A 13,390-nucleotide genomic window follows, 5' to 3' on the forward strand; every position below is an offset into this window, starting at 1 on the left:
CCTGCAATTATTCTATCTTAACCGCATGAAGGAAATTATTGCCGGGGATTACCTGGCCGGTGAAGACTTCAGCCTGGATTCCTGGAATACGCTTGCGGATCTGGGGGCGGAAAAAAAAGAGCTGAAGAAATCGCTCAGCAATGTGCGGAAACAATTAGGGGAATTCCAGGATACCCTGTATGCCCACGGAAAATATTCGGTGCTTTTCTGCCTGCAGGGCATGGACACAGCCGGCAAGGACAGCCTGATCCGGGAGGTGTTCAAGGATTTCAACGCCCGGGGGGTTGTAGTGCACAGCTTTAAGGTCCCCACGGAACTGGAGCGCAAGCACGACTACCTCTGGAGGCACTATATCGCTTTGCCTGCCCGGGGCAAGTTCGGTGTATTTAACCGGACGCACTACGAAAATGTCCTGGTGACCCGGGTACACCCGGAGTACATCCTGGGCGAACTGCTGCCCGGCATCAATTCCCTGGAAGATATCGACCAGGCTTTCTGGGACCGGCGGTTCGCTCAAATCAATGCATTTGAAAAGACACTGGCAGAGAACGGCACACTGATCTACAAATTCTTCCTGAACCTTTCCCGGGAAGAGCAGCGTAAAAGGCTGCTGCGACGCCTTAAGATCCGCGAGAAAAACTGGAAGTTCTCCCCCGGTGACCTGGAGGAGCGGAAACTTTGGGACCGGTACCAGGAATGCTACCAGGATGCCATCCGCCGGACGCATACCCGGGAGGCGCCCTGGTACGTAATCCCCTCTGACGACAAGCGGGAGGCGCGCCTGATCGTCGCTTCCATCCTGCTGCAAACACTGACCGTATACGATGACATCCGGGAACCCGAACTGCCTGAAAAGGTCCAGGCCCAACTGGAGTACTACAAGGAACAACTCCGTGCAGAAGGCACCCCCGAATCCTAAAATAAACATGATCCCACTGATGATTCCGAATTCTAAAACCGTACTGCCTCAAATCCGTTTGCTCAGAACCCGCTTGCCACAGGTCGCCTGTTTGCTTCTTGCCTGTATGGGCCTCCACGGCCAGGAGCAGGATGCCGAGGTAATCCGCAAAATCTACGAAACCTCCCTGAGCCAGGGGAGGTCGTATGAATGGCTGAACCACCTGTCCAACCAGATTGGCGGGAGGCTCTCTGGGTCCGTACAGGCTCAGCAGGCTGTGGAATACACCAAAAAGGAGCTTGAAGGCCTCGGCCTGGACCGGGTATGGCTGCAACCGGTCATGGTCCCCAAATGGGTGCGGGGCACCGCGGAGTTCGCCTATATCGAAAGCGAACCCGGCAATACCAACAATGTCCCGGTCTGTGCCCTGGGCGGCTCGGTGGCCACGCCGGTCGGAGGGATCAAGGCCGGGGTGGTCGAAGTGCAGGGTATCGCAGAATTGCAGGAACTCCCCAGGGAGGAGGTAGCCGGCAAGATCGTATTTTTCAACCGCCCGATGGAGGCCACCCTGATCAATACCTTCGAGGCCTACGGGGGTTGCGTGGACCAGCGCCATGGCGGCGCAGCGGCGGCCGCCCGATTGGGTGCTGTCGGGGTCATCGTCCGTTCCATGAACCTCCGGCTGGATGATTTTCCCCATACCGGTTCCATGAGCTACGGCGACCTTCCCGCTTCCCAGCATATCCCGGCTGCGGCCATCAGCACGAATGGGGCTGAATTGCTCAGCACCACGCTGAAACTCAACCCGCAGATCAAATTCTATTTCCGGCAAAACTGCCGGCAAATGGCGGACGTCCTTTCCTACAATGTAATCGGCGAGATCCGCGGCAGCGAGAATCCCGAACAAATCATGGTAGTCGGGGGGCACCTGGATTCCTGGGACCTGGGGGATGGCTCCCACGATGACGGCGCTGGATGCGTGCAGAGCATGGAAGTCCTGCGCCTTTTGAAAACCACGGGCTACCGGCCCCGGCGCACCTTGCGGGTGGTCCTCTTTATGAACGAGGAAAACGGAATGCGCGGCGGCACGAAATACGCTCAGGAAGCCCTTACCAGCGGGGAAGAGCATGTTTTTGCCCTGGAGAGCGATTCAGGTGGGTTTACCCCCAGGGGTTTCTCCTTTGACTGTACTCCCGAGGCCTTTGAAAAAATCATGGAATGGAAACCGCTGTTCGAACCCTACCTGGTCCACCACTTTACGCGGGGCGGAAGCGGGGCGGACATCGGGCCTTTAAAACCCCAGGGCCTGGTACTGGCCGGACTCCGGCCGGACTCCCAGCGCTATTTCGACTACCACCACGCCGAGAATGACACCTTCGATGCCATCAACCGCCGCGAACTGGAGCTTGGAGCGGCGACCATGGCCTCTTTGGTCTATCTCTACGACCGGTATGGGCTGCCCGATCAGCCCGCCCGGGAAGGCGGCCGGTAAAACAGGGGCCTGCTGGGGTGAAATCCTTATCTTTGCGGCCTAAAACCACATACCCATGCAGGAAGGCATCTACGCAAAATTTACTACGAGCGCGGGGGAAATCCTCGTCAGGCTCACCTATGAGAAAACCCCTGGTACAGTCGGCAACTTCGTGGCCCTGGCCGAAGGAAACCAGCCCAACAAAGTAACTCCCGAAGGCAAGCCGTATTACGACGGGCTCAAATTCCACCGGGTGATCCCGGATTTCATGATTCAGGGCGGATGCCCGACCGGAACGGGTACCGGCGATCCGGGGTATAAATTCGATGACGAATTCCACCCGGATCTCAAGCACAACCAACCCGGCGTGTTATCTATGGCCAATGCAGGCCCGGGGACCAACGGCAGCCAGTTTTTTATCACCCATGTCCCGACCCCCTGGCTGGATGGTAAGCATACTGTTTTTGGCCATGTGGCTTCCGGGCAGGAGGTGGTGGATGCTATCGCCCAGGGGGATCGCATAGAGTCACTGGAGATTGTCCGGGTGGGAGAGAAGGCAAAGGGCTGGGACGCGCCTGCCGCCTTTGTGGCGTTTCGGGAATCCGCAGCGGATCGGGAGCGCAAGGCCCGGGAAGCCATGGAGGCCCAAATGGAAAAATTCTCCGAAGGCTTTAAAAGCACCGAAAGCGGGCTGAGGTATAAAATGCTCGAATCCGGCAAGGGCCAGCGGCCGGAAAAGGGCGACCGGGTAGCTGTTCATTACGAGGGAAGCCTTTTGGACGGGACGGTTTTCGACAGTTCCGTCCGCCGGGGGGATCCCATCGAATTCCTTCTGGGCGAAGGGCAGGTCATCCCGGGCTGGGACGAAGGCATCCAGCTCCTGAGGGTGGGCGACAAGGCCCGCCTGCTGATACCGGCCAGCCTCGCTTATGGTTCCCGGGGCGCCGGGGGAGTCATCCCACCGGATGCACCCCTGCTCTTTGATGTGGAACTCGTGGCGATTCGCTGAAAAGGACAAAAGAACAAAGGATGGCCCCCGGGGAGTATCAGGTACTCTGTTGAGGGCCATCCTTTTCTTTTTTAGGGATTGGCATGTTTGTCCCGGACTCCTTGCGGTCAGGCCGTGGGATCGGGCGTCAGGCGCAGGTAGGGTTTTACTTCCTTTACCCCCTTGGTAAAGATCTTTTTGGCTTCCTCCGTGGGGATGGAGGGACTAACGACCACCTCCTGTCCGTGTTCCCAGTTGGCCGGCGTGGCCACCTTGTGGTATGCGGTGAGCTGCAGGGAATCGATGACCCGGAGCAATTCGTAAAAATTCCGGCCGGTGGATGCGGGGTAGGTAAGGGTAAGCTTGATTGTTTTGTCCGGCCCGATGACATAGACCGAACGGACGGTCAGCGTATCGTTGGCCTTGGGGTGTATCATGTCATAGAGGTCTGAAACCTTGCGGTCCTCGTCCGCCACAATCGGAAAATTCACCGTGGTATGCTGGGTTTCATTAATGTCCTTGATCCACTTTTTATGGGATTCGGCACCGTCCACGCTCAGGGCGATCATTTTAACGTTCCGCTTGTCGAATTCATCCTTGAATTTGGCAGCGGTACCGAGTTCCGTAGTGCATACCGGCGTGAAATCTGCGGGGTGGGAAAAGAGAATCCCCCAGCTGTCGCCGAGATAATCGTAAAAATTTAAGGTTCCCATAGAGGTTTCCGCCGTAAAGTCAGGTGCGGTATCTCCTAATCTGAGTGTTGCCATTTTGGTGGTGTTTTTATATTACTATTACTCCTATAAAATTAGTAGATTAATAGTGTTTCCACCCTTGCACAGGGGTTAAAGTTCTATTAAATTTAGTATTTCAAACGCGTTTTCCGGCTGGCAGACCACCCAAACGGCAAGTCAGGGGATAAATGATCAAACAAAGAAGCTATGACAGAGCAGGAACTGGAATCACTGCGTTACCCGATCGGCCATTTCACCACCCACGACGCCATCAGTGACCGGCAACTTTCGGATTGGATTGCAGAACTCGAAGCGCTGCCGACCAAACTCCGGGACCTGGTCTCCCGCCTTACCGAGGCCCAGCTGGAAACCCCGTACCGCACCGGAGGCTGGACCGTCCGTCAGGTCGTCCACCACCTTGCCGACAGCCACCACAACAGTTATATCCGCTTCAAGTGGGGGCTTACCGAAGATGCCCCGACCATCAAGGCGTATGACGAAAAGGCCTGGGCGGCCCTTTTCGATTCCCGAACCGCACCCATCGGTCCCTCCCTGGACCATCTGCAAGCCGTTCATGCCAAACTGGTTTACCTGCTCAGGGGCCTGGATCGCAAGGACCTGCAGCGCACATTTGTGCACCCGGATACTGGGATACCCACTACCCTGGAAGAAAATGTGGGTCGCTATGCCTGGCACGGCAACCACCATTTTGCCCATATTGAAAGCCTGATCCGGCGAAATTCCTGGTGAGAGGCCCTCAGAGGTCCTGCCCCATCGTCCACATCGGCTTTTGCGCGGGGAGCACTTCGGGATAGGGGATGGTCGATTCCCCGAGGATGCGGAAGCCTTCCTTTTGATAAAATCGCAAGGCCGGCCCCTTTTGCATGGCCTTGAGCCAGACCCCCGATTTTGCCGATTGACGCGCAAATTCCCGGACCGCCCCCAGGACGGCAGACCCGATCCCCTGTCCTGTAAACGCCCTGATCAGATACACCTTGTCGATGAAGAGGGATTTTCCCTCGTGGAAGCCGGGGTATTCTTTATCCGTGCTGATGACGCAGATGCCTGCCACCCCGGAAGCGGTTTTAACAAGCCAGTGCCGGTAGGCCGGGTTTGCGAGTTCCCCGAGGACCACCCCGGGGACCAGGTTGCGGCCCAGATAGGGTTCGGGGTCACCCCCGGGCCAAAGGTGGCAGTAGTGGTCTGTGTATGCCCGGCGGCCGGCTTCGAGAAAAACGGGGAGGGTTTTCCGTTCAAGGGGTTCCAGGAGGAGGCCATCGGGGGTGAGCGGCACGTTCCCGTGCGATTTTAGGGGGGACATCGGATGTCAGGGATTCACCTTCCACTTAATATTACAGCCAATGCTGGGCTTCTGCTCAGGGGGGATCGGCTCCCCTTTCAGCAGCAGGCGGATGGCACCCTCCAGGTCCTCCCCGCTTACGGGTATGCCATTGCCCGGGCGGGAATCGTCGAGTTGTCCGCGGTAAACGAGTTCAAGTTTGTCGTTGAAAAGGTAGAAATCCGGGGTACAGGCAGCGTCGTATTGCCGTGCCACCTCCTGGGTTTCATCGTACAGGTAGGGAAACGGATAGCCTTCCCTCCGTGCGGTTTCCTTCATTTTGGCAGGGCTGTCGTCCGGATAGTTGGCTACATCATTGCTGGAAACGGCGATAAAGGAAACCCCCCTGGGCATGTAATCCCCGGCGAGGCGGACCAGTTCGCTGTTGACATGTTTGACGAACGGGCAATGGTTGCAAATGAACATGATCAGGGTGCCCTTTGATCCGCGTAGTTCCTGCAGGTCCCTGTCGCCGCCGGAAACCGTGTCCGGCAGGATGAATCCGGGAGCCCGGGTGCCCAGGGGAAGCATATTACTGGGAGTACGTGCCATTTTTCAACTTTTTTATGGACTTGTAAAGGTATGAAATAACTTGTTTTTTAGCGGGAGACTGAGTATCTTCTTTGGAAGAGACCCACAGCGGAATCATAACGCCTAATCCAGTACAAAGTGAAGCAGAAACAAGCATACGACACCCTTTCAGAAGCCATCGAGGACCTGCAAAAGCAGGGGTACACCGAGAACCTGAATTACTGTGATTCGGGTCTGGAGAACAAGCGGAAATCCTGCGTTTACCCGGCATCCGAGCTGGACGTCAACCATTTTTACCGTTTCGAGGGGGAAACCAACCCGGGGGACAATACCATCCTGTATGCCATCGAGACCTCCGATGGTCATAAAGGCCTGTTGGTGGATGCGTATGGAGCATACGCCGGGAATATCCCAAGGGACATCGTTCAAAAGCTACGGATCGTCCGCTGATACCGATTGATGGAATCCCGCATCGATCAGCTTCAAATCGCCTTTGACAGCGAAAGCCTCTGGGTTCTGAACACTGCCCTGGCCCTGGTGATGTTCGGAATCGCCCTGGATATCCGGCTATCCGGGTTCCGATCGCTCCTGAAATCCCCCAGGTCCCTGCTGGCTGGAATCGGTTGCCAATTTTTCCTCCTACCCTTCCTGACGTTCCTATTGGTCATGTGGCTGCAGCCACAGCCCAGTTTTGCCTTGGGGATGATCCTTGTGGCAGCCTGTCCCGGCGGAAACGTCTCCAATTTTATGACCCACCTGTCCCGGGGGAATACGGAGCTTTCCGTATGCCTGACCGCCATCGCCACCTTGTTGGCAGTGGTAATGACCCCCATGAATTTTGCCTTCTGGGGCGGGAATTACGCCCCGGCAAGTCGCTTACTGCAGCAGGTACACATCGATCCCTTCGAAATGGTCCGCCTGGTGGCCTTTATCCTGGCCATTCCCCTGTTGGCAGGTATGGGTCTTAGGAGGATAAGACCCCGCCTGGCAGCGTCCCTTTCTCCTTTCTTCAAAGTGGCGTCCCTTATGTTTTTTGTCGTGCTGGTACTCCTGGCCATCTGGAAAGACCGGGAGGTATTTGCCGAAGCAATCGGGTGGGTTTTCGGCATTGTCCTGCTGCACAACCTGCTGGCGTTGTGTACCGGTTACCTGACGGGGAGGGCATTCGGCGTCCCTGAGGCCGACACCCGGACACTTACTCTGGAAACGGGTATTCAGAATTCGGGTTTGGGCCTCCTGCTGATTTTTACTTTTTTTGGGGGGATGGGAGGCATGGCCCTGGTGGCCGCCTGCTGGGGAATCTGGCACTTGATTTCCGGCCTTTTGCTGGCGGGGTATTGGGGCGCCCTCCGGACAAAGAAACACCATACGGTTTGAAAAAACTTTTCTATTCCCTGCTGAAACCCCTGATCCGGTTCGGATTTTTCTGTTATTACCAGGAAGTCCGAATGCACGGTATGGAGCAAATACCCGATGACCGCCCGGTCGTTTTCCTTCCAAACCACCAGAATGCATTGCTGGACCCATTGTTGATCGCAGCTTATATACGTGGTAGCCGTCCTTATTTCCTGACCCGTTCCGATGTGTTCCGCGGCGGGGTCCTGGGCTGGATTTTTGATGCCTTGCGGATGATTCCCATTTACCGGCTACGGGACGGACGGGAGACCCTGAGCCGGAACCAGGAAATTTTTGACCGCTGCGCCTCCCTACTGGGCCGGGGGGAGCAATTGTTGCTGTTCCCGGAGGCCAACCATAACCTGCGCAGGCAGGTCCGTCCCCTGAGCAAGGGGTTCACCCGGATTGTGATCCATACGCTCCGACAAAATCCCGAAACCGATTTGGTGCTGTTACCTGTTGGGATCAATTACCACCGGGCAGCCGGGTTCCCGGATCGGGTGGCCTTTTATTTTGACGCCCCAATACAGGCCCGTCCCTTCCTGTCGGCAGGGGATGCCAACGAAGTTCCCAGGGAAATGAAAAAAGCAGTGAGCCGGCGCCTCAGGAAGCTGACCACCCATATTCCACCGGAGCGCAATTATGAAGAAACCCTTGCAACCCTAGAATCGGGGTCGCCGGATTGGCTGCAGCCCGGCCCGGTCAATAAGGGCCTGCAGGGTGGGGACCTTTCCGGAATGCCCCGGATTCCGGGCAGGAGCGGAATCGGCTATCGCATCTGGGAGTCAGCGGTCCGCCTGCTTAATTTCCCGGCCTGGATATTATGGCGTTGGATTGCGAGGAACAAGGTCTGGGAACCGGAATTCATGAGTACCTTCCGTTTCCTCTACGCCTTGCTGGCGTTTCCGGTCTACCTGGCACTGATCGCGCTGGCTATCCGGATTTCCGGTGCGGACCCCCTGTACTACTGGTCTCTTGCAGGCCTGTTCCTGTTCAACCTGGCCTATGTAAAATACCGCTGACCACGGATGAACCTGCCTGTCCTCCAAGGGTACCCTTCTCCTGCTTACATGACATGCCCGAAAAAGATGGCATTCATGAGCAACTTGTTCGTCCCATACCAGAACGCCCGGAAATTCGTGTTGTCCGTAAAGAGGATTACACGGCCCTGGCCCATGCGGTTGACCTTAAAGGGGACGCTTCCGGAAATCAACGCGGCATTTTCTTCCGAGATATACCCACTCAGCAAGGGCGATTCCGTATAGCGGATCGGGTTGTCAAAACTGTTTTTTTCAGGGTCCAGGTAAATGTTGGTATTCCGGAACAGCGGGAGGCGGTCGTTCTTGTAGCCCCAGTTCACCGGATGGGACCGGTCCAGCCGGGCTTCGAATATGGCACCCCCGGTAACCTGGGCGCCTGAAAACTCGTCCCGCTGGTCAAACCGGAGGTTTTTGGCTACCAGGGTACTGTCCTTCCGGAAATTCAGCTTCATGAATTCGTTGGAGTTAAACCAATTGGCCACATTCCGGTACCCGATCAGCGTGCCCCCATCCCGGACCCATTCCTTGAGCTTTTTGGCAGCGCTTTCATCGACAGCCCCGGATCCCCAGGAACTCGGGATGATGATGTCGGTATAGCTGCTCAGATCGGCCCGGTTCAGGTAGTCCGTGTCGATTTTGGTCAGCTTCATCTGGTAGCGCGTATCAAACAGGTGCCAGATTTCCCCGGCATCGTAGGAGCGGATCCCGTCACCGACCAGGATGGCGACCTTTTGGGGCTTCAGGGCTTCGAATTCCCGGCTCCCCAGGTCGATGCCTGCCGTATGTCCCGTATGGGTCCCGTACACGGCAATACCGCTTCCGGCCGTCTCCTCCCGCAGGAGCTCGTAGATCTCCCCGGGATCCAAATCCTGATTCTGAACAGGCACCATGATGGTCCCGTAGTCGTAATCCCGCCCGTCCTGGCTGAACGGTTCCCGGGCTACCTTGGCCCGGAGCCCTTTGTTCAGGAGGGCGTTGAGCAGTTTTGGAGTGTAGTATTCGTGCCACTCGAAGAGGTAGGCATACTCACTGCGCTTGTCGACGCTGCCTCCCAGGGCCGGCAGCTGGTCCACCGGATCCCCGGACGAAGGCAGGCTGCTGACCTCTGAATAGTCCAGGTTGAAAGCCATGGGGAAGGTCCAGGCGGAAATATCGTAAAACAGGCTGTCCGTAAAGGAGGTGCGGGTTTCGAACATCGCCCGGATAAGCCGGGGGTTTTGTTGCTGAAGGGGGACGACGTAGCCGTGGCCTTCCGTGTAGGTTTTGCCCCCGATCGTCTGCTGGCCGGAGATCGGGCGTACCTCGATCCGGTGCCGCCGCAGGATCTCTGCCAGGTGCCGGGCTTTGGCACCGTCCTTGGAATCGCCGAATACAAAGCCCCTGTTCCGGGAGGGCTCATTGCGCATGGCGGTATAGAATTCCCGCTGGTAGTCGAGCAGTTTGGTGCGCATGTTCCGCGCCGCCTCGATGGTGGAGAGGGCGGTGACAAACTGATTGCGAATGGTAAAGGGGAAGGTGAGCAGGCCGTTGTCGCTCTCCTGTATGTGGCCCCTGGAGCTGGCCTGCTCAAACAGAATGCCGATGCTGCCATTGACATCCGGGAAGGTAGACCCCTTGCCGTAATAATAGTCGTCGTAATCCTCTTCCGAGTAATACAGGGAACCTATTTCATTGAGCGCCTTGATATGGTAGGTGCCGATTTCCGCAGTCAGTTCCTGGTTGCGGTCCGGGGTCAGGGGGTGTACCCGGGTGGGTTCGCCCGGCTGGAAGAAGAAGGTGGAATTGGTGCCCATTTCGTGGTGGTCCGTCAGGATGTTGGGCTTCCAGTTATGGAAGGTCTCAATCCGGGCACGGCTTTCGGGGAGTTGTACCGGCAGCCAGTCCCTGTTGACGTCGAACCAGTAGTGGTTGGTGCGGCCCCCGGGCCACACTTCGTGGTATTCCCGCTCATTTTCGTCAGGGTTCAGGTTCATGCTCCGGTTCGTATTGGCCCAATAGGCAAACCGCTGCAGGCCATCCGGGTTAAAGCTGGGATCCATCAGGATGACCGTATGGCGGAGCATGTCCTCGATTTCCGGTCCCTGCGCTGCCGCAAGGTAATACGCATAGGCCAGGCCCGCATTGGCCCCACTGGGTTCGTTCCCGTGTACCGAAAACCCCTGGTATACCACTACGGGCATGGCGTCGAGGTCCAGGGATCCGGCCCCGGCTTCGGTCAGGGCCAGGTGCTGCCGGCGGATTTCCTCCAGGCGGTTGTGGTTTTCCGGGGCGGTTATGGTGAGCAGTAACAACGGGCGGTCTTCATAAGTTTTGCCGCGGTCTTCAATGGTGATGCGATCGCTCACGCTGGCCAGCGTCTGCATGTACTGTACCAGCTTGTCATGGGTGATATGCCATTCGCCCACCTGGTGGCCCACCACGGATTCCGGTGTGGGGATGTCCGGGTTGTAGCTGATATTCGAAGGCAGGTAATAATCCAGGCCCGGGACTTCCTGGGCCAGGGTAGTGGAGAGGGTCAGCAAGGTGGCGGTAATCAGGGTTGCCAGTTGTTTCATTGTGCAGTTGTGGTTTAAGCGGGGCCGCGGTGGCCCCCATTTGAATTAGCCGGCCCTAAAGATACGCAGCTGCCTGCGCAGCTGCAAACCGCCAGGTGGATTGCCTGATAAACGGCCACAAAAAAGGCCCGGAACGGGCCTGAAAATAATTGTGTTAAGAGGGTCAGATATCGTCGAAATCCACATCGACGAATTTCCCGGTACCCTCCGTTGAGCCGTTTTGGGAGGCGTCCGCCGGATTGAAGTTTTTCTGGTGGCGTTCGGATATCACTTCCTCCCCCTTTTCATCGATAATGAAATCCGTCATTTCCCCCAGAATGTCGCGGAAGGCTTCAAAGTCTTCCTTGTAGAGGTAAATTTTGTGCTTTTTGTAATGAAACGAACCGTCATCGTGGGTGAATTTCTTACTCTCGGTAATCGTCAGGTAATAATCCCCGGCCCGTGTGCTGCGTACATCAAAGAAATAAGTGCGTCTGCCCGCCCGGAGAACTTTGGAATTAATCTCTTCCTGATCCATTAATTCGTTCTCGCTCATTTTTCGGTAATCTTTGGTAATGGTTAGTTAAAGTCACCAAAAATGTGAAAAAAATGCTAATAGCGCAACATTTTTCTAGTTTTCTTTGCCGGATAGCTGGTTGATATATAGCTCTTTGTAATAGCCTTCTGCCGCCATCAATTCCTCGTGTTTCCCCTGCTGGAGGATGCGGCCGTCCTCAAGGACGAGGATTTTGTCCGCATTGATGGCCGAAGAGATCCGATGGCTTACGATTATGGTCGTTTTATCCTGCGAAGCTTTTTTAAGGTTGGCCAGGATGGCCTCCTCGGTTTCCGTATCTACGGCAGAGAGGCAATCGTCGAACAGGTAGATAACCGGGTCCTTCAAAAGTGCCCGGGCGATGGACACCCGTTGTTTCTGGCCCCCGCTCAGGGTAATCCCCCTTTCGCCCAGTACGGTCTGATATCCCTTTGCGAAGCCCTCGATATTTTTGTCAACCACGGCCTGCCGGGCTGCTTCCCGGATCGCTTCTTCCCCGGCGCCTTCATCGCCAAACCGAATGTTGTTCTCGATGGTGTCCGAAAAGAGGAAGGCATCCTGGGGCACGGCCCCGATAGACGAACGCAGGGAATCCAGGTTGATTTCCTCAATCGGGGTATCGTCTATGCGGATGACCCCGTCACTCACGTCATACAGGCGGGCAATCAGGTCGAGAATCGTGGATTTTCCGGAGCCGGTTTTACCCAGGATGGTCAGGGTTTCCCCGGGGTTGATGGAAAATGACAGGTGGCTCAGCGCCCTGATCCCGGTATCCGGATAGGTAAAGCTCACATCGTCAAATTCTATTTTGCCCCGGATCTTGACGGGAGGCGTGCCCGGGTCCCGGATTTCCGGTTCCTGGTCCAGGAATTCGTTGATCCTTTTCTGGGAGGCCTCGGCCCGCTGTACGATGGAGGTGAGCCAGCCGACGATGGCAACCGGCCAGGTAAGCATGTTCACATAGATGATGAATTCCAGGATGGTCCCGAGGCTACTGATTTCACCCCGGAAATACTGCATCCCCCCCACATAGATCACAAAGATGTTGCTCACCCCGATCAGGAGGATCATCAGGGGGAAAAACCAGGCGTTGACCTTGGCCAGGTCCATGCTTTTCTCCTTTCCCTCCAGTGCCAGTGCCCCGGCTTCCTGGTTGATACGGGGCTCCATGGCATAGGCCTTGATGACCGAAATACCGGAAAAAGACTCCTGGGCAAACGTCGACAGGGTAGACAGGAAAGCCTGAACCTGGGTGGAGCGCTGGTGGATTATCCGGCTGATCCAGTAAATCAATACAGACAGCACCGGCAGCGGGACCAGGGCGTAAAAGGCAATGGTCGGGGCTTTGATAAACATAAGCGGGATCAGGCACGCAAACAGGGTGAGCGTTTGTATGCCGTACATGATTGCCGGACCCGCATACATGCGCACCTGGCTCACATCCTCGCTGATCCGGTTCATCAGGTCACCGGTCCGGTTGCTTTTGTAGAAACTGAGGTTCAGGCGCTGGTAGTGGTCGAACACCTCATTTTTCAGGTCGTATTCAATGTAGCGGGAGACGTTGATGATCGTCTGCCGCATCAGGAAGGTGAAAAACCCGGAAAGCAGGGCTGCCCCAAAGATAATCGCGATGTATTCGAGGAGGTTGGACCGCGCTGCCTCCAGGGCCATCTCCCCGGCATTGTATTGCTCCACCACCTCCACGATATTCTTGACATAGGAGGGCATGACCAGTTGAAAAACCCTCGCAATAATGGTGATGATCACGCCCAGGAATAATTTGAGCCAGTACTTCCTGAAATACTTGTTGAGGTGCCTGAGTTCTTTCATTAGCGCTTGGTCCCGGCAGGGCGGGGATTTGCCGCAGCCTGCGGACAAAGATAGCGGTTTGCTCCGGATGCGGATGT

General features: G+C 56.3%; 13 protein-coding genes. 7 read left to right on the top strand and 6 right to left on the bottom strand.

Annotated elements, in window-relative coordinates:
- Window positions 1–25 precede the first annotated feature (25 nt).
- The 3 genes from H7F20_RS11230 (at window position 26) to H7F20_RS11240 (ending at window position 3,378) form a co-directional block, all read left to right on the top strand.
- On the top strand, window positions 26–919 hold the full coding sequence (locus H7F20_RS11230) for a PPK2 family polyphosphate kinase (protein ID WP_185786275.1): 894 nt from the start codon (window positions 26–28) through the stop codon (window positions 917–919).
- 106 nt (window positions 920–1,025) lie between these two features.
- Window positions 1,026–2,390, top strand: coding sequence for a M20/M25/M40 family metallo-hydrolase (locus H7F20_RS11235; RefSeq protein WP_185787145.1), 1,365 nt, complete (start codon window positions 1,026–1,028; stop codon window positions 2,388–2,390).
- A gap of 55 nt (window positions 2,391–2,445) precedes the next feature.
- Window positions 2,446–3,378 carry a peptidylprolyl isomerase gene (locus tag H7F20_RS11240; protein ID WP_185786276.1) on the top strand — a complete coding sequence of 311 codons (933 nt, stop codon included), beginning with the start codon at window positions 2,446–2,448 and terminating at the stop codon, window positions 3,376–3,378.
- A 107-nt stretch (window positions 3,379–3,485) separates the two neighbouring features.
- On the opposite strand, the gene H7F20_RS11245 is transcribed toward H7F20_RS11240, so the two are convergent.
- The gene (locus H7F20_RS11245) at window positions 3,486–4,124 is read right to left on the bottom strand and encodes a peroxiredoxin (RefSeq protein WP_185786277.1); all 639 of its coding nucleotides are present in this window, start codon (window positions 4,122–4,124) and stop codon (window positions 3,486–3,488) included.
- Between the two features lie 171 nt (window positions 4,125–4,295).
- On the opposite strand from H7F20_RS11245, the gene H7F20_RS11250 reads away from it, so the two are divergent.
- Window positions 4,296–4,838 carry a YfiT family bacillithiol transferase gene (locus H7F20_RS11250; RefSeq protein ID WP_185786278.1) on the top strand — a complete coding sequence of 181 codons (543 nt, stop codon included), beginning with the start codon at window positions 4,296–4,298 and terminating at the stop codon, window positions 4,836–4,838.
- A 7-nt stretch (window positions 4,839–4,845) separates the two neighbouring features.
- On the opposite strand, the gene H7F20_RS11255 is transcribed toward H7F20_RS11250, so the two are convergent.
- Together H7F20_RS11255 and H7F20_RS11260 are read right to left on the bottom strand one after the other, a co-directional pair.
- The gene (locus H7F20_RS11255) at window positions 4,846–5,409 is read right to left on the bottom strand and encodes a GNAT family N-acetyltransferase (protein WP_185786279.1); all 564 of its coding nucleotides are present in this window, start codon (window positions 5,407–5,409) and stop codon (window positions 4,846–4,848) included.
- A gap of 6 nt (window positions 5,410–5,415) precedes the next feature.
- Window positions 5,416–5,979, bottom strand: a complete 564-nt coding sequence (locus H7F20_RS11260) for a thioredoxin family protein (protein ID WP_185786280.1) — start codon at window positions 5,977–5,979, stop codon at window positions 5,416–5,418.
- Window positions 5,980–6,096: 117 nt separating this feature from the next.
- Here H7F20_RS11260 and H7F20_RS11265 point away from each other — a divergent pair, with 117 nt between their 5' ends.
- Genes H7F20_RS11265 through H7F20_RS11275 form a run of 3 tightly spaced genes read left to right on the top strand, consistent with a single transcriptional unit; the run spans window position 6,097 to window position 8,375 of the window.
- A complete protein-coding gene (locus H7F20_RS11265) occupies window positions 6,097–6,408 on the top strand; it encodes a phosphoribosylpyrophosphate synthetase (protein WP_185786281.1) in 312 nt (103 codons plus the stop codon).
- A gap of 9 nt (window positions 6,409–6,417) precedes the next feature.
- On the top strand, window positions 6,418–7,335 hold the full coding sequence (locus H7F20_RS11270) for a bile acid:sodium symporter family protein (RefSeq protein ID WP_185786282.1): 918 nt from the start codon (window positions 6,418–6,420) through the stop codon (window positions 7,333–7,335).
- On the top strand, window positions 7,332–8,375 hold the full coding sequence (locus H7F20_RS11275; protein WP_185786283.1) for a 1-acyl-sn-glycerol-3-phosphate acyltransferase: 1,044 nt from the start codon (window positions 7,332–7,334) through the stop codon (window positions 8,373–8,375). The genes H7F20_RS11270 and H7F20_RS11275 overlap by 4 nt, the downstream gene beginning before the upstream one ends.
- A 44-nt stretch (window positions 8,376–8,419) precedes the next feature.
- Here H7F20_RS11275 and H7F20_RS11280 read toward each other — a convergent pair whose 3' ends face one another.
- The 3 genes from H7F20_RS11280 to H7F20_RS11290 all read right to left on the bottom strand — a co-directional run bounded on the left by H7F20_RS11280 (window position 8,420) and on the right by H7F20_RS11290 (window position 13,313).
- Complete coding sequence (locus tag H7F20_RS11280; protein ID WP_185786284.1) at window positions 8,420–10,948, bottom strand: M14 family metallopeptidase; 2,529 nt, start codon at window positions 10,946–10,948, stop codon at window positions 8,420–8,422.
- 163 nt (window positions 10,949–11,111) lie between these two features.
- Window positions 11,112–11,483: a PUR family DNA/RNA-binding protein gene (locus H7F20_RS11285; RefSeq protein ID WP_185786285.1), complete on the bottom strand. Its 372-nt coding sequence runs from the start codon at window positions 11,481–11,483 to the stop codon at window positions 11,112–11,114.
- A 75-nt stretch (window positions 11,484–11,558) separates the two neighbouring features.
- Complete coding sequence (locus H7F20_RS11290) at window positions 11,559–13,313, bottom strand: ABC transporter ATP-binding protein (protein ID WP_185786286.1); 1,755 nt, start codon at window positions 13,311–13,313, stop codon at window positions 11,559–11,561.
- Between the last annotated feature and the right edge of the window lie 77 nt (window positions 13,314–13,390).

It is taken from the genome of Robiginitalea sp. SC105 (assembly GCF_014243345.1).
Lineage (GTDB): Bacteria > Bacteroidota > Bacteroidia > Flavobacteriales > Flavobacteriaceae > Robiginitalea.

Bases quoted from the DNA above. Each gene is read 5' to 3' on its own strand.
- H7F20_RS11230 (WP_185786275.1), top strand. From the start codon at position 26: ATGAAGGAAATTATTGCCGGGGATTACCTGGCCGGTGAAGACTTCAGC.
- H7F20_RS11235 (WP_185787145.1), top strand. From the start codon at position 1,026: ATGGGCCTCCACGGCCAGGAGCAGGATGCCGAGGTAATCCGCAAAATC.
- H7F20_RS11240 (WP_185786276.1), top strand. From the start codon at position 2,446: ATGCAGGAAGGCATCTACGCAAAATTTACTACGAGCGCGGGGGAAATC.
- H7F20_RS11245 (WP_185786277.1), bottom strand. From the start codon at position 4,124: ATGGCAACACTCAGATTAGGAGATACCGCACCTGACTTTACGGCGGAA.
- H7F20_RS11250 (WP_185786278.1), top strand. From the start codon at position 4,296: ATGACAGAGCAGGAACTGGAATCACTGCGTTACCCGATCGGCCATTTC.
- H7F20_RS11255 (WP_185786279.1), bottom strand. From the start codon at position 5,409: ATGTCCCCCCTAAAATCGCACGGGAACGTGCCGCTCACCCCCGATGGC.
- H7F20_RS11260 (WP_185786280.1), bottom strand. From the start codon at position 5,979: ATGGCACGTACTCCCAGTAATATGCTTCCCCTGGGCACCCGGGCTCCC.
- H7F20_RS11270 (WP_185786282.1), top strand. From the start codon at position 6,418: ATGGAATCCCGCATCGATCAGCTTCAAATCGCCTTTGACAGCGAAAGC.
- H7F20_RS11280 (WP_185786284.1), bottom strand. From the start codon at position 10,948: ATGAAACAACTGGCAACCCTGATTACCGCCACCTTGCTGACCCTCTCC.
- H7F20_RS11285 (WP_185786285.1), bottom strand. From the start codon at position 11,483: ATGAGCGAGAACGAATTAATGGATCAGGAAGAGATTAATTCCAAAGTT.
- H7F20_RS11290 (WP_185786286.1), bottom strand. From the start codon at position 13,313: ATGAAAGAACTCAGGCACCTCAACAAGTATTTCAGGAAGTACTGGCTC.